Raw genomic sequence first — 17,313 nt, 5'->3', positions numbered from 1 at the left:
GGGCATCCACGCCCGCCCTGCCGTGAGACTAAGCCGAGCAGGCGGCGCAGAGGCCGCGAATTTCAATGGTGGTCTTTTCCGCCTTGAACTTGCTGTCCTTCACCCAGCGCTCGAGACGGTGGTCGATTTCATGATCGTGGAATTCCGTCACCTGCCCGCAGGATTCGCAGATGGCGAAAGCCACCGTGCCATGGTGGTGCGAGCAGCACTCCGCCTGCGTATGGGTGCAGGCAACGAAGGCGTTGAGGCTCTCGAGCCGGTGCACGAGACCAAACTCCACCAGCTTTTCCAGCGCCCGGTAAACCTGCAGCGGCGCACGAAAACCCTCATCCCGCAGCTTGTCGAGGATCATATAGGCGCTGAGCGGCTGATGCGCGTTTGAGAGGGCATTCATGACCAGCGACTGGTTCTTGGTGAGGTTCTGCTGGGTCTGCGCATTCATGATTTGCCTCCTTCATCCGCGGCGCGGGAAAAACCCGGCGCCGGCAACAGGCTTATAACGAAGAGGATCACCGCGGCAACCACGATGGATGGGCCGGACGGTGTGTCGTAACTGAGCGAGCCGAACAGGCCGCCGACAACGGCGACTGCGCCGATCAGCGAAGCCACCACCGCCATCACCTCAGGCGTGGCGGAAAAGCGTCTGGCGGTCGCCGCCGGTATGATGAGCAATGACGTGATGAGCATGATACCGACCACCTTCATGGCAATGGCGATCACCAGCGCCATCAATAGCGTGAAGATCAGCTTTGCGCGCTCCGGGTTCAGCCCCTCGGCTTCGGCCAGCTCCGTATTGACGGTGGAGGCAAGCAGCGACCGCCACAGGAACACCATGGAGACGATGACCACCAGCCCGCCTCCCCAAATCAGGGCAATATCGCTGCGGGTAACCGCGAGAATATCGCCGAACAGGAACGAGACGAGATCGATGCGCACCCAACTCATGAAAGCGACGATGACGAGTCCTATCGCCAGCGCCGAATGGGACAAGATGCCAAGCAATGCATCGGCGGAGAGCGCCTGACGCCGTTGCAAAAAGAGCAACAGGATCGAAACCGCCGACGCCACCAGAAAGACGCTGACGATGAGGTTGAGCTGCAACAGCAGCGACAGCGCGACGCCAAGCAGCGCCGAATGGGCCATCGTATCGCCGAAATAGGCCATGCGCCGCCAGACGACGAAACAGCCGAGAGGACCGGCAGTGAGCGCAACGCCAATACCGGCGACCATGGCGCGAACGAAGAAATCGTCAAACATGGCGCTCTCCCTGCCGCTCGCTGGGAGGCGTATGGCCCTCATGCTCATGGCCGCAGCCGCATTCGTCATGGCTGTCGTGGTGGTGGCCGTGGTCATGCATATGATGGTGCCCATCCTCGGGGTGGCAATGATCGGTCACCGAACCATCCGCATGCTGCACCCGACCATCGGGCAAATGAGTATGATCGTGATGGTGGCTATAGACGGCAAGCGCCTTGGCTGCGGCGCCGCCGAACAGCCGCATATATTCCGGGCTCTGGCTAACCGCCTGCGGCGTGCCCCGGCAGCAGACATGGCCGTTCAGGCATATGACGGTGTCGGTTTCGGCCATCACCACATGCAGATCATGCGAGATTAACAAAATTCCACAATTATTTGAATTTCTGATATTTTTTATCAAATCATAGAGCGCGATCTCGCCGGAGAAATCGACACCCTGCACGGGCTCGTCGAGAACCAGCAGATCGGGTTTGCGGGCGATGGCGCGGGCCAGAAGCGCGCGCTGGAACTCGCCGCCGGAAAGGTGCTGCACTTCCGCATTGGCGAGATGCGCAATGCCCGTCGCATTCAGCGCCGCGTCGATTTCACGGGCTGGCAGCGGCCCGGTCAGCGTCATCAGCCGGCGCACCGAAAGCGGCATGGTCCAGTCCACGGAAAGCTTCTGCGGCACATAACCGACCTTCAGACCGGCAATGCGCGAAACCTCGCCCTCGGTCGGCTTCACCACGCCGATCGCCATTTTCGCGCTGGTGGATTTGCCGGAACCGTTCGGCCCGATCAGCGTGACGATCTCGCCTTTGCTGACGGAAAATTCCACGCCACGCACCAGCCAGCGGCCGTTGCGCCGCACGCCGGCATTGGCAAGGGAAACCAGTATCTCTTTGCCCCGATGGGCGGAATGAAGCATGGGATTGTCCGTTCGGCGATGTTGCTTACCGCTATTGCATACGTTATAGAGTTACGCAATAAATGTAATAACATAACTATACTTCTTCAAGTGGAGTGCATTTCATGAAATCGTTCCTGATCCCGCTCATGGCATCGGTGGCAATAGCGGCCGCCGCTTCCGGCGCCACCGCCGCGCCCGATGTCGTGGTCTCGATCAAGCCCGTCCATTCCCTCGTCGCCGCCATCATGCGGGGCGTCGGCGAACCGCAGCTCATCGTCGACGGCGCGGCTTCGCCGCACACCTATAATCTCAGACCGTCCAATGCCCGCAAGCTCGAAAAGGCCGATGTGGTCTTCTGGGTTGGGCCGGGACTGGAAGCATTCCTGGAAAAGCCGCTCGAAGCGCTTGCCAGCAAGGCAACCGTGGTGGAACTGGAAGACGCAAAGGGTCTGGAAAAGCTGCCCTTCCGCGAAGGCGGCCCCTTTGAAGCACATGACCATGGCGATGAAGGCCACGAGGCGCATGACGGCCACGCTGAAGAGGAAGGCGCGCACGATCATGGACACGACCATGCGGAGGGTCACGAGGACCATGACCACGGCGCATACGATACCCATCTCTGGCTCGATCCCGAAAATGCCAAGGCCATGGCGCAGACGATAGAAACCGCGCTGATCGCCGCCGATGCCGGCAATGCCGCGACCTATCAGGCCAACACCAAAAAACTGATCGACGACCTCGATGCGCTCGACGCCGAACTCAAGGAAACGGTCAAGCCGGTGAAGGACAAGCCCTTCATCGTGTTCCACGATGCCTATCAATATTTCGAGCATCGTTACGGCGTGAAGACGGCTGGATCGATCACCGTCAGCCCCGAAACCCTGCCCGGTGCGGACCGCGTCAAGCAGATGCAGGAAAAGGTTCGCCAGCTCGGCGCAACCTGCGTTTTCGCTGAACCGCAATTCGAGCCGAAGCTGATTTCGGTCATCACCGAAGGCACCGCCGCGAAATCGGCGACGCTCGATCCGGAGGCAGCGACGCTGGAACCCGGCCCGGACCTCTATTTCAAGCTGATGCGCGGCATTGCAGGCTCGCTGAAGGATTGCCTGTCCTGATGCGTATTGCCGCCCCTAACGCCCCGGTTCCGTCATTCCGGCTTTGAACCGGAATACGGCCGAGGCGTGAATAATCGGAATAATATATATTTTAAAACAGTTACTTGCGATTGAAATATAAAGTACTGCATAAGGAAACGAGGCGCGACAATCGCTGGGTGGAGACGTCACGCCATCAATCGCAAAGCAGCTCGTTACGGCTTCGGCGCCATCGAAGACCAGACAGGGCTGCTGATGCTCTGCAGGGTTTCCGGCGGCGCGCCGTTAATGCGCGCCAGAAGGGCCTTCGCAAGCTCCCTGCCCGCCAGTTTGATATCCTCATTGACGGTGTGGATCTGCGGTTTGATCCAGTTCAGGAACTCGGCGGACTGTTTCGAGACGATATCGATATCTTCGCCGATTTTCACACCTGCCGCTTCGAAACCCGCCACCAGCGCAATGGTGCTGCTGCCGCTGATCGAAACGATGCCGTCGGGACGGTCATCCGATTGCATCAGCCGCTGGCCGAAATCGCGGATTTTTTCGAGCGGCGTTTCGATGGTGATGGCATCCAGCGGAAATTCGCTAAGGCCGAAATCCCTGATTGCCCTCAAGAACCCCTTGCGGGCGTGATCGTGGAATGAAAACCGCGATGGCGGCACGACGACGGCGATCCTTTTACGCCCGCATTGCGCCAGCCGTTCGACCGCCTCATAGGCATAGGCTTCGTTATCGAAATCATGAAAGGCATGGTCGATGCCCATATCGGACCGCCCATGGGTGACGAAGGGCATGTTGCGCTCGGTCATGAAACGAACGCGCGGATCGTTGGGCTCGATCTTCGAAATAATGACCCCATCCGCCGAACCGGTATCGAGAATATAGCGGATCGGCACCATGGAATCCTTGGCATGGATGTGGGGCGTCACGACCAGATGATATTGTGTCGTGGAAAGAACCTCGGTGATGCCGAAGACCATCTGGCTGGTGAAACCCATCAGTTCTTCATCGACACTCAGCACAAGGGCAATCACATTGGTCTTGCCGGTGCGAAGGCGCACCCCGGCGCGGTTTGGCTGGTAGCCGATCTGCCGGGCGATCAGCCGCACGCGCTCCTTGGTTTCAGCGCCGATATCGGGCGCATCCTTCAGTGCGCGCGATACGGTGGTGATGCCGAGACCCGTCATATAGGCGATTGTCTTCAAGGTCGGACGCTCGCCCGTGGTCGCGGGTATGTCGTCCCTGCCGGATTTGCCAGTATCGTTCATGTCATTTCGCCACGCTTTACCGAACGGTAATCATAGATAGCTTTTGCCCTGTTGCAAAGGCAAAGGTCTGCGGTCAAAGGCCGGTCCTGTCCGGCTATCGGCCAATTCAGCTAAAACGATATAGGTCCGGAAAATATTTCCCGACCGCGTTCTTTTTCTTACGGGGCCAAAAGTCCGGATATCATTGGATAAATTTCCTCATTATATAGATTAAAAAATCCATATAACACACTAATATAAAATAATAAAAATAGATTAATTTTGGACGAGGCAACGTCATTATCAAGACCCGGCCTTCCCCGGCATTTTTCATGTTACAGATTGTCACTCAAAGGAATGACGGAACGATTGTTTTACGGTAACGTTGCCGAAGGGAGGAAATCGCAAAGCCGGATAAATGTGAGGCAGCCGCTTTGCACGCATCCATTCTCCCCCAGATTCTGACACAAGCCTGCACCATGATGCAGCCCAGTCTTCTTCGAATTCATATTATGCAGGGTCCGATTATGATTTCTTCTTCCTCGCCCGAAACCGTCATCGATCTGGCCGGGTCCTGGCGCCTGACCTCGGTGGAAGGAGACCACGCCACCCAGCTTTCCGTACCGGGCGATATTCACACCGCGCTCAAAAATGCGGGCATCATTCCCGATCCCTATCACGGCGCCAATGAGAAGGCGGTGCAATGGGTCGCGCAGCAGGACTGGATTCTCGAGCGAACCTTCATTCTCGATGAGGCGGATGCCAGCTGGTATCTCGATATCAACTACCTCGACACCGTCGCCATCGTCTTCGTCAACGACATCCCTGTCCTGAGCGCCGACAATTGTTTCCGCCGTTACCGCCCGGATGTTTCGCGGGCTGTGCGGCCCGGTGAAAACACCATCCGCATCCATTTCCATTCCAACATTGCGGCCGGCGCGGAACGGCAGGCGCGGCAGCCTTTTTATATTCCCTATCACCCCGGCAACTCACCGATTGCCAATGGCAACATGCTGCGCAAGCCGCAATGCCATTTCGGCTGGGATTGGAATATCGCGATTGCGCCGCTCGGCCTTTACGGCAAAATTCTACTGAAGCGCCTCGATACAGCCCGCATCGAACATGTCGTCACCTCGCAGCACCATGTTGAGGGCGGCGTCGAGCTGCATGTCGCCGTCACGCTGTTTGCCGAAGGCCCCGCGAGCCTGCCGGTATATCTGTCTCTCAACGATGAAAGGCTCAGGCTCGATTGCGGCGTCGGAGCCGGTGAAACGGTGGTGCGCCACGTCTTCTTCGTGGAAAATCCGGAGTTCTGGTGGCCAGCCGGCAGTGGCGAACAGACGCTCTACAGGCTGACGGTGGAATTGCCCGATGAGACCGTGACCCGGCAGATCGGCTTCAGGACCATCGAGCTTCTGACGGACAAGGACGAGGCAGGCAGCCGCTTCGCTTTCCGCATCAACGGCCGGGAAATCTTCTGCCGCGGCGCCAACTGGATCCCCGCCGATGCGCTTTATTCGCTCACCAGCCGGGAAAAGACCGAAGACCTTCTCTGCTCTGCGGTCGAGGCCAATATGAACATGATCCGCGTCTGGGGCGGCGGCTTTTATGAGGAAGACTGGTTCTACGATCTCTGCGACCGTCTCGGCCTGCTGGTCTGGCAGGATTTCATGTTCGCCTGCAACCTTTACCCCTGCAGCGAGGATTTCCTCGACAATGTCGAACACGAGGTCGATTATCAGGTGAAACGCCTCTCTTCCCATCCCTCCATCGCGCTCTGGTGCGGCGATAACGAGCTGGTGGGTGCGCTGACCTGGTTCGATGAATCCCGCAACAATCGCGATCGTTATCTCGTGGCCTATGACCGCCTGAACCGCACCATCGAACGGGCCCTGAAAAAAGCCGCTCCCGAAGCGCTGTGGTGGCCTTCGAGCCCCGCCTCCGGTTATCTCGATTATGGCGATGCCTGGCATGCGGATGGTTCCGGCGACATGCACTACTGGTCCGTCTGGCACGAGAACAAGTCGTTCGATAATTTTCGATGCGTGAAGCCGCGCTTCTGCTCCGAATTCGGTTTCCAGTCCTATACATCCATGCCCGTCATCCGTACCTACGCGGAAGACAGGGACATGAACATCGCCTCCCCGGTCATCGAGCTGCACCAGAAGAATGTCGGCGGCAATGAGCGCATCGCCGGCACCATGTTCCGCTACTTCCGCTTCCCGAAGGATTTCGAGAATTTCGTGTATCTCAGTCAGGTCCAGCAGGCGCTGGCCATCCGCACGGCTGTCGATTACTGGCGCTCGCTCAAGCCCCATTGCATGGGCACGCTTTATTGGCAGCTCAACGACACATGGCCGGTCGCCTCATGGTCGAGTCTCGATTATGGCGGCGGCTGGAAAGCGCTGCATTATGCCGCCCGCCGTTTCTTCCAGCCCGTCACGGTCTCGGCCATCCCCTCAGAAGATGGACGCCGGGTGAGCTTCTCCATGGTCAACGACACGGCGGAGGATGTGGAGATCGACATGAACATCGTTGCGTTGACCATGGACGGCAACCGCGTGCCGCTGAAATCCGCCAACGGCACCTGCGCGACCGACAGGGCCGCCATGCTGACCGATATCGACATGGACAGTCTGCCTGACGGCGCCGTCCTTGCCTGGAGCTTCATCGCTTCCAACGGCATGACCGGCGAAGGCCACCATGTGCGCGATAGCTACAAGGCGCTGGAGCTTCAGCCTGCCGGCCTGACATTCACCACCAACACACTGAAAAACGGCCAGTTCGAAATCGATGTCACCGCCACGGGTCTCGCCCTCTTCGTCATGCTGGAGGCAGATCAACCCGGACGTTATTCCGACAATCTCTTCGATCTTGCCGCCGGCGAAACGCGCCGTATCATCTTCACCCCGAAGGCGGACGGCCCCCAGCCGCATTTCCGCATCTTCGATCTTCATACCTGCCAATCCTCGCCCAATCCCGGCATTGAAACCATGCGGAGAAAGGCATAACCATCCCTCTCGGGAATGACAGGTGAACCCACGCCTGTCTTCATCGGTTCAAAAGGTTGCCGGGTTCTCCGGCAGCCAGTCATCAGCAAGCGGAGGAAGACCCATGGTTTGGCAACCGGCCGAAAACCGATACGCGTCCATGAAATATAATCATTGCGGCAAGACCGGCCTGAAACTGCCGGCAATCTCGCTGGGGCTCTGGCACAATTTCGGCAACGACACGCCGCACCAGACCAAACAGGCCATTTGCCGCCGCGCTTTCGATCTCGGCATCACCCATTTCGATCTCGCCAACAATTACGGCCCGCCGCCCGGCAGCGCCGAAACCGCCTTCGGTGAAATCCTGAAGACGGATTTCAGGGGCTATCGCGATGAGATGATCATCTCCTCCAAGGCCGGTTACAACATGTGGCCCGGCCCCTATGGCGAATGGGGCAGCCGCAAATACGTAATCGCCTCCTGCGACCAGAGCCTGAAGCGCATGGGGCTGGATTACGTCGATATCTTCTATTCCCACCGTTTCGACCCCAATACGCCGCTTGAGGAAACCTGCGGCGCGCTGGACCAGATCGTGCGTTCGGGCAAGGCGCTTTATGTCGGCATCTCGTCCTATAATTCGAAGCGCACCCGCGAGGCCGCCGCGATCCTGAAGGACCTCGGCACGCCCTGCATCATCCATCAGCCGAGCTATTCGATGATCAACCGCTGGATCGAGGAAGACGGTCTCGTTGATACGCTGGAAGAACTGGGCATCGGCTCCATCGTCTTCTCCCCGCTGGCGCAGGGCATGTTGACGACGAAATATCTGGGTGGCGTGCCGCAGGGCAGCCGTGCCGCGCAGAGCAAGTCGCTGAACCCCGCTTTCCTCAACGAGCGCAATGTCGAGAACATCCGTGCACTCAACAGCATTGCCGAGCGGCGCGGCCAGACGCTGGCGCAGATGGCGATTGCCTGGGTTCTGCGCGGCGGCCGCATCACCTCGGCGCTCATTGGCGCAAGCCGTGTCGAACAGGTCGAGGATTGCGTGAAGGCGCTCGACAAGCCGGATTTCACGGCCGAGGAACTTGCCGAAATCGACCGTTACGCCAAGGAAGCGGATATCAACCTCTGGGCAAAATCCGCCGAACGCGTCTGACTGATGAGAGACCGCCCGGTTCCGCCGGGCGGTCTGCACATTGCAAAAGCCGGGCCAAAAATCTCAAAACAAAAGATTAACTCCCGCCCCTAACCGTTAATAACCATTACATAAATGTAATTTTAAATTCAGTTTCCGTTCATTCGTTTATTCGTAAGTTCTCCTCATCGAAACACGAGAGGAAACTTCCATGAAAAAGTTCGTCACCATTCTTCTGGCCGCTACCGTTCTCGCAGCTCCGATGGCGCAGGCCCAAAGTCGTCACGACGATCGCCATCGCGGTGTTACCGTCGAGCGTCAGGTCACCACCAAGAAGGTCATCGTCAAGAAGCACCGCTGGGATCGCGGCCAGCGCCTGTCTGCGGGTGAACGCCGCAACGTCATCGACCGCCGTGATTATCGCCGCTATCGCCTTGCCGAGCCGCGCCGCGACCAGCGCTGGGTGCGCGTCGACAACCAGTTCCTGCTCATCAACGCCGTCAGCGGCCTGATCGTCGGCCTCGCCGCCGCCCGCTAATCCAGGCATCGATGAAATAAAAAAAGGCCCGCTTTCGCGGGCCTTTTTGTTTGTCGTTTCAGCCGATCAGAAAATGTCGGCGCCGCTGCCCCAAGGGCCGTGCGGCTTGTCCACACCGTCGGTACGTTCGAAACCATGCGCGCCGAAGAAGTCGCGCTGCGCCTGGATGAGGTTGGCGCTGCCGCGGCCGCGGCGATAGGCGTCGAAATAGCCGAGCGCCGAAGCCAGCGCCGAAACCGGCAGGCCCGACAGAACGGCATAGGAAACGACACGGCGCAGCGGTGCGTCGGTATCCTTGACGATGCCGGCAAAGGCAGGCGTCACGATGAGGTTGGCTACATGCGGGTCCTTGGTGAAGGCCGAGGTGATCTCATCGAGGAATTCCGAGCGGATGATGCAGCCCGCGCGCCAGATGCGGGCAATCGTCGGCATCGGCAGGTTCCAGTTGAACTCCTTGGAAGCGGCCGACATGATGGCGAAGCCCTGCGCATAAGCGCCGACCTTGGCGGCCAGAAGCGCGCTTTCCAGATCGGCGATGAAAGCCTTTTTGTCAGCCGGTGCAGGCGCAAGGGTCGGCAGGCCGAAGATCTTCTCGGCAGCTTCACGCTCATCCTTCTGCGAGGAGAGAATACGCGCAGCCACGGCCGCTTCGATGGCGGTTGCGGCGACGCCCATGTTCTGCGCCTCGATGACCGACCACTTGCCGGTGCCCTTCTGGCCGGCCTTGTCGAGGATCAGATCGACCATGGGCTTGCCGGTGATCGGATCGGCGGCGCGCAGAACCTTCTCGGTGATTTCGATCAGGTAGGAATTCAGGCGGCCCTTGTTCCATTCTGCGAACACATCGGCGATTTCCACGGCACTCATGCCAAGGCCGTCACGCAGGATGCCGTAGATTTCGGCGATCATCTGCATATCGGCATATTCGATGCCGTTATGGATGGTCTTGACGAAATGGCCGGCACCATCATTGCCGAGCCATGCCACGCATGGATCGTTGTTGTACTTGGCGGAAATGGAAGTCAGCACCTTCTCGACGCGCTTCCAGCTGTCCTCGGTGCCGCCGACCATGATCGACGGTCCATGGCGCGCGCCTTCTTCACCGCCGGAAACACCCATGCCGATAAAGGTCAGGCCGCTATCCTTCAGATTGTCGAAACGACGGATCGTATCGCGGAAATTCGCATTGCCGGCATCGATCATGATGTCGCCATTGGACAGATGCGGTTTCAGGATTTCCATCTGCTGGTCGACCGGATCGCCGGCCTTGATCATGATGATGATCGGGCGCGGAGGGCGAATGGCGGCGACGAATTCCTCGATGGTTTCGCAGGGGATCAACTGTCCCTGCAAGTCCCCAGCCTCGGCGTAGAATTTTTTCGTCGCTTCAGGGGTTCGGTTGAATACGGCAATCTTGTTGCCCTTTTCCGCGATGTTCAACGCCAGGTTCGAGCCCATGACGCCGAGACCGATCAAACCGATTTCTGCCTGTTCCACGGATGTGCCTCCATCTTGCTTTTAGGTGGTCGTGTTGTGGCACTGTAATGAACAAACGGCAAGGCTGGGGGCGACTGAAACGATTAAATTTTGATGACGCAAATCAGCTTTGCATATTTGCGACAGGTCGAGGCCAGTTCAAAACGGCTAGCCCGCCTCGCCTCTTATGATCGTCGGGGCCGGTCGTCACCATCATCCAGCGCGCGCCAGGCGGCCCCGTCCATATCCTCATATTGGCCCGAGCGCACCGACCAGAGGAAGGCGAAAAGGCCAAGCGCCCCTAAAAACAGCGCGACGGGAATGAGATAGATCAGCATATTCATGCCAGTTGCACCCCCTCGCCTGCAAATCCGGTCTTCGCTTGGTTCTGAGGACGGACGGTTTCAGCCGTACCGGCAAGCCGCAGGGCATTGGCGACGACGATCAGGGACGATGTCGACATTGCGATGGCCGCAATCATCGGCGTCGCATAACCGGCAATCGCAATCGGCACGGCGATGACGTTATAGCCTATGGCAAGCGCGAAGTTCTGCCGGATCAGCCTTCCGGCCCGCTGCGATGTCTCGATTGCGAAAGGCACGGCATCGAGATCCTCCTGCATGAACACGAAATCGGCGGCCTGCCGGCCGATATCGGCGGCGGTGGCGGGCGCCATGGACACATGCGCGGCGGCAAGCGCCGGCGCGTCGTTGATACCGTCTCCCACCATCAGCACCCTGCGCCCCTCTCCGGCAAGCTCGGCGCAGCGCGCCGCCTTGTCCTTCGGCGACAGATCGGCACGCCAGTTGCCGATCCCCAGCCGCTGCGCCATGGCGCTGACGGCTGCTGCCCGGTCACCCGAAACGATTTCCTGCATCAGCCCCCGTACCGACAGGCTGCGCAGTGCCGCAACCGCACCTGCGCGCGGATTATCCTCGAAACCGAAGCTCGCCAGATGCCGGCCGTCGAGGGACAGCACAACTTCCGACCGCGCATCGCCATTATCGACGCTCACTTCATCCGGGCACGCGAAACGGCGATTGCCCAGCCGGTAGGTTCCCGCTTCGTTCTCCGCCTCGACGCCGGAGCCCGGAATTTCCCGCACCGCCTCATAGGCCGGCAAAACGCCGCTATAGGCAGCATGCAGGGCTTTCGACAGGGGATGCCGCGAATGGGCGGCGAGCCCCGCTGCAATCGCCATGGTGGCGGGCTTCACATCGCCAGTCTCGACCAGTCTCGGTTTGCCGATAGTCAGGGTGCCGGTCTTGTCGAACAGCACAGTGTCGATTTCGGCCAGCCGCTCCATCGCCGAGCCTTCCTTGACCATGATGCCGTGGCGGAAAAGCCTCCCGGCGGCCACCACCTGCACGACGGGAACGGCAAGACCAAGCGCGCAGGGGCAGGTGATGATGAGAACCGCAATGGCGATCAGCATCGCCTGTTTCCAGTCACCGCCGAAAATGCCCCAGCCGAGAAACGTCACCAGCGCGAGAAGATGCACCACGGGTGAATAATAGCTTGCGGCGCGGTCGGCGATACGGCGGTAACGCGCCCGTCCGCCTTCGGCCCCCTCCATCAATCCGATCACTTCCGACAGAAAGGAATCCCTGGCCGAGGCGGTCACCCGGGCGGTGAGCGAACCGGTGAGGTTGAGCGTGCCGGCCTGCAGGCTGTCGCCTGCCGCAACGCGGCGTGGCGCGCTTTCACCGTTGACGATGGACATGTCGAGATCGCTGCTGCCGGAGACGACCACGGCGTCCACCGCCACCCGGTCCCCGGCCGCAATCGCAATCGACATTCCCGGCTGGACATCGGCAAGCGGCCGATACTCCCGCGTTCCGTTCTCACCGATCACCGTTGCCCCGCACGGCGAAAGCCGGGCAAGTCCGGCAATGGCCGAGCGCGCCTTGTCGCGCATGATATGGTCAAGCGTCCGGCCGATCAGCAGGAAGAACAGCAGCGAGACGGTCGCATCGAACCAGGCATGTTCGCCGTGATGGATCGTCTCCCACAGGGAAATGACATAGGAAAGCGTGATGGCGAGTGCGATCGGCACGTCCATATTGGTGCGGCCATGTTTCAGCGTGTTCCAGGCAGATTGATAGAAGAAACGCCCGCCATAGATCAGCGCCGGCGCGGCGATCATCGCCGAAATCCAGTGGAACATGTCGCGCGTCGCCGCATCCGCCCCCGACCAGACGGAGACGGACAGAAGCATGATATTGGCGGAAGCAAAGCCGCACAGCGCCACCGCCCTTATCAGCTGCGAACGCAAGGCGTCCGAGGCATCCTGCCCGCTGGCGAAAAGATGCGTGCGATATCCCGTCGCAAGAATGGCGCGGGCAATCTCGGCGGGATCGGTCCTGACGCCGTCGACTTCCTCTTTCCAGACGACGGCCACGCGTTTGGACGACAGGTTCACCCGCGCCCGCTCCACTTGGCGCAGACGGCCGAGCGCGGTCTCGATGGTGGCGATGCAGGCGCCGCAATACACATCCGGCACGCTGAGATCGGTCTGGCGCAACCCCTGCCCCAGATCGCGGCTCGCCAGCATCAACTCCTCTGACGATGGTGGATTGACCGGCTCGCCGAGTTGCAGCGAACCTTCCGTTCCCGGTGCGCAGCAGCTCATTGGCGCCCCCTGATGACGGCGATCCGCGTGCCCTCATGGACGATGATCCGGCCGTCCTTGACGGCGGTGACCTCGACGATCCATTGGCCCGGCAGCATGTCATGCGGGCCGGTGAAGACGCCGGTGGAAACCGGGGTCAGCTCCATGTCGAAATTCTGGCGCTCCCCGACAGGCCGGCGAAAATGCGCCGTCACCTTATCGGTGTCGACCGGGCCGGTATCGGGATGAAACACCTCGTAACGCACCGTCTTTTCATCCACGATGAGCTTGCCCTTGATACCGGTCGCAGCCCTTGCCTTGGCGGCTTCCGCCTTGGCGTTGAACTGCTGGCTGGCCACATAGGTATTGGGCACGACGAGCCCGCTCCAGCTGTTGACCGCGTTCCAGGCCATCACCATGTTGACGGTGATGACGGTGCCGAAAAACAGCAGCATGACACCCAGCATATGCCAGCCGGTGAACGTGAAACCGGACGTCTGACGATTGTTCACGGTCATTTTTTCACTCCCGGAGCGTTAAAGACAGCACCGTAGCGGGCCGTCTCATGGCCGCCCGTATCGCTGACGATGAATTCGAAGTTTTCCGCCGTACGCGCCACATCCTCGCCCGGCAGGGTGACGAAGACCTTCAGCGTCGTCGCCTCGTCCGGCTCCACCGTCACCTCGAAGGTCCGCGCGGCCGTATCCGGCATGCCGTTGATCTTCATCACCGCATTCGGAATGCCCTCGATGGTGAGGCTCATTATGCGCGGCTGCGGCACCATGTTCAGAATGCGCACCGTATAGCCGTTGCGAATGGAACCGTTCGATTCCAGCACATATTGCGGATTGCGGTCATGCAGCACATTCAGCGCCAGCCGCTCGCGCGTCACCAGCGCAAACAGCATGCCGATGCCGACCGCCGACCATATGGCCGTGTAAAGCAACGTGCGCGGCCGGAAGACGATGCGCCAGTTGAAGTGGCGGATGCTCTTCCTGAAGCTGCCGTCCTCCTCGCGCACATTGGCGGGGCGGATGGCATGCTCACCATTGCCGGTCGCCAACGCCATGTTGGACTGGTATTCGGAAAGCGTCGCGTAGGCGATCAGCCCGCGCGGCTTGCCGATCTTGTCCATCACCCCGTCGCAGGCATCGATGCAGAGCGCGCAGGTGATGCATTCCAGCTGCTGCCCGTCCCTGATGTCGATGCCCATGGGACAGACCGCGACGCAGGCATTGCAATCGACGCAGTCGCCGATGCTCTCCCCTGCCGCCGCAGCCTTCTTGGCATGCCGCGAGCGCGGTTCGCCGCGCCAGTCATTATAGGTGACGACAAGCGAATTCTCATCCAGCATCGCCGCCTGAATGCGCGGCCACGGACACATATAGGTGCAGACCTGTTCCCGCATCAGCCCGCCGAAGACATAGGTGGTGGCGGTGAGGATGGCGACGGTGGAATAGGCGATCATCGGCGCCTGCCCTGTCATGAACTGCATCGCCAGCGTCGGCGCATCGGCGAAATAGAAAATCCAGGCGCCGCCGGTCAGAACGCCGATCACCAGCCAGATCGCATGTTTCAGCACCCGCTTGCGCAATTTGCCGAATGTGAAGGGTGCGGCATCCAGTTTCATGCGCGCATTCCTGTCGCCCTCTATCGCCCGTTCGACCACCAGAAACAGGTCGACCCAGACGGTCTGCGGACAGGTGTAACCGCACCATGCGCGCCCGACAGCGGAAGTGACGAGAAAGAGCCCAAGCCCGGCCATGACCAGCAATCCGGCGACGAAGAAGAACTCCTGCGGCCAGATTTCGATGAAGAAGAAATAAAAGCGCCGGTTGGCGATATCGATCAGCACCGCCTGATCCGGCGCATAGGGACCGCGATCCCAGCGCAGGAACGGCGTCAGATAATAGATGCCGAGCGTGACCAGCATCACCAGCCATTTGAACCTCCGGAACCTGCCTTCCGCACGCTTGGGAAAAATCTTCCTGCGTGCTTCATAGAGCGGTTTGCGCGTTTTTGCGGAATTGACGGCCTCCGCCTCCAGCCTCTCGACGGGCTGTTGCGGGCGATCCTGTCCGGCGCGATAGATGTTCATGATAGGAGTCCGTTTTTATCTCCTTGCTTTCTCCCATCTCCCCGGTGAAACATCCTTGACTTACATCAAGTGACGACAAAGTGGCGCAGATGGGAACGCGCCGCCAAGGGAGGATGAAATGCCTGTCATGCAGTCGAGAATCATTCATCTGTCGGTCGAAAAACCCTGGAGCCACGTCTATGACTTCGCCTCCAACCCGCAGAACATGCCCCGCTGGGCCGCAGGCCTTGCGGGCGGCCTCACACCGGACGGCGAGGACTGGATCGCCGAGGGCGGGCCGCTTGGCGAGGTGCGCGTCAATTTCGCGCCCGCAAACGAGTTCGGCGTCATCGACCATGTCGTGACATTGCCGGATGGCGTGAAGGTTTATAACGCGCTACGGGTAACGCCGAATGGCAGCGGTACGGAGGTGAGTTTCACCCTGCTTCGCCTTCAGGGCATGACGGACGAGGATTTCGAGCAGGACGCAAAAGCTGTCACGGCCGATCTCGAAACGCTGAAGGCGCTGCTCGAAACGGATTGATGGAGGAAGCATGACCACGAATACGAACGACCGGCGGATCGACTATGTCGAATTCAACGTCACCGATATCGAACGCAGCAAGGAATTTTACGGTGGCGCCTTCGGCTGGTCCTTCAAGGATTACGGTCCGCAATATTGCGAGTTTTCCGATGGCCGGCTGACCGGCGGTTTCACCACCACGGCGCCGGTCTCGGCCAAGGGCGGACCGCTCGTCATTCTCTACGCCGCCGATATCGAGGATGTGCAACGACGCGTCGAAGCCGCCGGCGGGCAGATCAGCGTCGCAATCTTCGCCTTTCCCGGCGGCCGGCGTTTTCACTTCACCGATCCGGACGGATATGAACTGGCCGTCTGGTCGGACCGATAAAGAAAAAAGGGCCGCTATGCGGCCCTTTGAGTGTGATGGCAGAGCTTCTTTACACTCGACGTCATCCTTGGGCTTGTCCCAAGGATCTAATCACGTCCAATTAAATCGAGACGTTGCAGATGCTCGGGACAGGCCCGAGCATGACGGAAGACAGCTTTCAGGCCGCTGTCATCTATCCGGGGGCCGCATGACACAGCCCTTTCCATTTCCTGTCTTTGCTATCACTCACCGCCGCCAAGCGAATGCACGAAAATCGCAAGCTGCTTGACCGTCGTATCGCCGAGGCGCTCGCCCCAGGCGGGCATGACCCCGTGCTTGGGCGACCGTATCTGTGAGACAATTCCCTCTTCGCCCTGGGACTTCAGCCAGATCGCATCGGCAAGATTGGGCGCGCCGAATTCGCGATTGCCCTTGGCGTCTTCCCCGTGGCAGGAGGCGCAATTGTCGGCAAAGAGCTGCTTGCCGGGCTCCACCAGCGCCGGGTTGGAGGGGGTGCCGGTGAGACTGACGACATAGGCGGCAACCTCGCGGATTTCATTCGACTGGAGGATATCGCTAAAGGCCGGCATTTCCGAAGCACGCGTATCCGCATCGTCGGCAAAACGAATGCCGTGCTTCACCGTCGTATAGATGTCGTCGACGCTGCCGCCCCACATCCAGTCGTCATCGTTGAGGTTGGGATAGCCCTGCCCGCCTTTAGCGCCCGAACCGTGACACTGAATGCAATTGACCTTGAAAGCGGCAGCGCCGCCGGAAAGGGCAAATTGCATCAGGGTCGGATCCGCCTGAATTTCGGCAAGCGACGAATTGGCGATCTTGTCGACAAAGACGCTCTGCGACTGTTTTGCATCGGCAATTTCGGCGGCGATGTCGCCGCGGCTGTTCCAGCCGAGCAACCCTTGCGTCGCCCCATTGATCAGCGGCCATGCCGGATAGGCGATGGTGTAGCCGATGGCCCACAGGATCGTGAAATAGAAAGTCCAGACCCACCAGCGCGGCATGGGATTGTTAAGCTCGCGGATACCGTCCCATTCATGGCCGGTGGTTTCGACGCCGCTGATGTCATCAATGTGTTTTTCGGACATATC

At 59.7% G+C, this 17,313-nt stretch carries 16 protein-coding genes; 6 read left to right on the top strand and 10 right to left on the bottom strand.

Annotation, left to right across the window (positions count from 1 at the left end; genetic code table 11):
* Positions 1-28 precede the first annotated feature (28 nt).
* The 3 genes from zur to znuC are packed head-to-tail and all read right to left on the bottom strand — an operon-like array spanning position 29 to position 2,164.
* Positions 29-442 carry a zinc uptake transcriptional repressor Zur gene (zur, locus tag L904_RS11210; RefSeq protein ID WP_020809932.1) on the bottom strand — a complete coding sequence of 138 codons (414 nt, stop codon included), beginning with the start codon at positions 440-442 and terminating at the stop codon, positions 29-31.
* Positions 439-1,257 (bottom strand): zinc ABC transporter permease subunit ZnuB, encoded by an 819-nt coding sequence (znuB, locus tag L904_RS11205; RefSeq protein WP_020809931.1) that lies wholly within the window; start codon positions 1,255-1,257, stop codon positions 439-441. Before znuB ends, zur begins: the two co-directional genes overlap by 4 nt.
* Entirely contained in the window at positions 1,250-2,164 is a 915-nt protein-coding gene (gene znuC, locus L904_RS11200) for a zinc ABC transporter ATP-binding protein ZnuC (protein WP_035262138.1), read from the bottom strand. The genes znuB and znuC overlap by 8 nt, the downstream gene beginning before the upstream one ends.
* A 104-nt stretch (positions 2,165-2,268) precedes the next feature.
* Between znuC and znuA the strand changes: the two genes are divergently transcribed.
* Positions 2,269-3,261, top strand: coding sequence for a zinc ABC transporter substrate-binding protein ZnuA (znuA, locus tag L904_RS11195; RefSeq protein ID WP_035262139.1), 993 nt, complete (start codon positions 2,269-2,271; stop codon positions 3,259-3,261).
* Between the two features lie 194 nt (positions 3,262-3,455).
* On the opposite strand, the gene L904_RS11190 is transcribed toward znuA, so the two are convergent.
* Positions 3,456-4,508: a LacI family transcriptional regulator gene (locus L904_RS11190; RefSeq protein WP_020811500.1), complete on the bottom strand. Its 1,053-nt coding sequence runs from the start codon at positions 4,506-4,508 to the stop codon at positions 3,456-3,458.
* 491 nt (positions 4,509-4,999) lie between these two features.
* On the opposite strand from L904_RS11190, the gene L904_RS11185 reads away from it, so the two are divergent.
* The 3 genes from L904_RS11185 to L904_RS11175 all read left to right on the top strand — a co-directional run bounded on the left by L904_RS11185 (position 5,000) and on the right by L904_RS11175 (position 9,150).
* Positions 5,000-7,498: a glycoside hydrolase family 2 protein gene (locus L904_RS11185; protein ID WP_035262154.1), complete on the top strand. Its 2,499-nt coding sequence runs from the start codon at positions 5,000-5,002 to the stop codon at positions 7,496-7,498.
* Between the two features lie 103 nt (positions 7,499-7,601).
* Positions 7,602-8,633, top strand: coding sequence for an L-glyceraldehyde 3-phosphate reductase (mgrA, locus tag L904_RS11180; RefSeq protein WP_035262142.1), 1,032 nt, complete (start codon positions 7,602-7,604; stop codon positions 8,631-8,633).
* A gap of 190 nt (positions 8,634-8,823) precedes the next feature.
* Entirely contained in the window at positions 8,824-9,150 is a 327-nt protein-coding gene (locus tag L904_RS11175) for an RcnB family protein (protein ID WP_035262146.1), read from the top strand.
* A gap of 66 nt (positions 9,151-9,216) precedes the next feature.
* Here the strand turns inward: L904_RS11175 and gndA are convergent, their stop codons facing one another.
* From gndA to ccoG, 5 genes are all read right to left on the bottom strand, one after another.
* Complete coding sequence (gene gndA, locus L904_RS11170; protein ID WP_035262148.1) at positions 9,217-10,647, bottom strand: NADP-dependent phosphogluconate dehydrogenase; 1,431 nt, start codon at positions 10,645-10,647, stop codon at positions 9,217-9,219.
* Between the two features lie 164 nt (positions 10,648-10,811).
* Entirely contained in the window at positions 10,812-10,970 is a 159-nt protein-coding gene (ccoS, locus tag L904_RS11165; RefSeq protein ID WP_003502794.1) for a cbb3-type cytochrome oxidase assembly protein CcoS, read from the bottom strand.
* Positions 10,967-13,258, bottom strand: coding sequence for a cation-translocating P-type ATPase (locus tag L904_RS11160; RefSeq protein ID WP_020813182.1), 2,292 nt, complete (start codon positions 13,256-13,258; stop codon positions 10,967-10,969). Before L904_RS11160 ends, ccoS begins: the two co-directional genes overlap by 4 nt.
* Entirely contained in the window at positions 13,255-13,755 is a 501-nt protein-coding gene (locus tag L904_RS11155; RefSeq protein ID WP_020813183.1) for a FixH family protein, read from the bottom strand. The genes L904_RS11160 and L904_RS11155 overlap by 4 nt, the downstream gene beginning before the upstream one ends.
* A complete protein-coding gene (gene ccoG / locus L904_RS11150; RefSeq protein ID WP_020813184.1) occupies positions 13,752-15,335 on the bottom strand; it encodes a cytochrome c oxidase accessory protein CcoG in 1,584 nt (527 codons plus the stop codon). The genes L904_RS11155 and ccoG overlap by 4 nt, the downstream gene beginning before the upstream one ends.
* Positions 15,336-15,453: 118 nt before the next feature.
* On the opposite strand from ccoG, the gene L904_RS11145 reads away from it, so the two are divergent.
* Both L904_RS11145 and L904_RS11140 read left to right on the top strand, forming a co-directional pair.
* Positions 15,454-15,858: an SRPBCC family protein gene (locus L904_RS11145; protein ID WP_020813185.1), complete on the top strand. Its 405-nt coding sequence runs from the start codon at positions 15,454-15,456 to the stop codon at positions 15,856-15,858.
* Between the two features lie 10 nt (positions 15,859-15,868).
* Complete coding sequence (locus tag L904_RS11140) at positions 15,869-16,225, top strand: VOC family protein (RefSeq protein ID WP_020813186.1); 357 nt, start codon at positions 15,869-15,871, stop codon at positions 16,223-16,225.
* Positions 16,226-16,446: 221 nt separating this feature from the next.
* Here the strand turns inward: L904_RS11140 and ccoP are convergent, their stop codons facing one another.
* The gene (gene ccoP, locus L904_RS11135; protein ID WP_059775497.1) at positions 16,447-17,310 is read right to left on the bottom strand and encodes a cytochrome-c oxidase, cbb3-type subunit III; all 864 of its coding nucleotides are present in this window, start codon (positions 17,308-17,310) and stop codon (positions 16,447-16,449) included.
* Positions 17,311-17,313 lie beyond the last annotated feature (3 nt).

The organism is Agrobacterium sp. LY4 (genome assembly GCF_001526585.1).
GTDB classification, from domain to species: Bacteria; Pseudomonadota; Alphaproteobacteria; order Rhizobiales; family Rhizobiaceae; genus Agrobacterium; species Agrobacterium leguminum.
The sequence above is the reverse complement of the archived record's forward strand: the minus strand, read 5'-3'. Positions and strand labels throughout refer to the sequence as shown.

Coding starts and splice junctions, on each gene's coding strand:
- znuA (WP_035262139.1), top strand. CDS start 2,269: ATGAAATCGTTCCTGATCCCGCTCATGGCATCGGTGGCAATAGCGGCC.
- L904_RS11160 (WP_020813182.1), bottom strand. CDS start 13,258: ATGAGCTGCTGCGCACCGGGAACGGAAGGTTCGCTGCAACTCGGCGAG.
- znuC (WP_035262138.1), bottom strand. CDS start 2,164: ATGCTTCATTCCGCCCATCGGGGCAAAGAGATACTGGTTTCCCTTGCC.
- ccoG (WP_020813184.1), bottom strand. CDS start 15,335: ATGAACATCTATCGCGCCGGACAGGATCGCCCGCAACAGCCCGTCGAG.
- ccoS (WP_003502794.1), bottom strand. CDS start 10,970: ATGAATATGCTGATCTATCTCATTCCCGTCGCGCTGTTTTTAGGGGCG.
- L904_RS11175 (WP_035262146.1), top strand. CDS start 8,824: ATGAAAAAGTTCGTCACCATTCTTCTGGCCGCTACCGTTCTCGCAGCT.
- L904_RS11185 (WP_035262154.1), top strand. CDS start 5,000: ATGCAGGGTCCGATTATGATTTCTTCTTCCTCGCCCGAAACCGTCATC.
- L904_RS11145 (WP_020813185.1), top strand. CDS start 15,454: ATGCCTGTCATGCAGTCGAGAATCATTCATCTGTCGGTCGAAAAACCC.
- L904_RS11190 (WP_020811500.1), bottom strand. CDS start 4,508: ATGAACGATACTGGCAAATCCGGCAGGGACGACATACCCGCGACCACG.
- mgrA (WP_035262142.1), top strand. CDS start 7,602: ATGGTTTGGCAACCGGCCGAAAACCGATACGCGTCCATGAAATATAAT.
- zur (WP_020809932.1), bottom strand. CDS start 442: ATGAATGCGCAGACCCAGCAGAACCTCACCAAGAACCAGTCGCTGGTC.
- ccoP (WP_059775497.1), bottom strand. CDS start 17,310: ATGTCCGAAAAACACATTGATGACATCAGCGGCGTCGAAACCACCGGC.
- L904_RS11155 (WP_020813183.1), bottom strand. CDS start 13,755: ATGACCGTGAACAATCGTCAGACGTCCGGTTTCACGTTCACCGGCTGG.
- L904_RS11140 (WP_020813186.1), top strand. CDS start 15,869: ATGACCACGAATACGAACGACCGGCGGATCGACTATGTCGAATTCAAC.
- znuB (WP_020809931.1), bottom strand. CDS start 1,257: ATGTTTGACGATTTCTTCGTTCGCGCCATGGTCGCCGGTATTGGCGTT.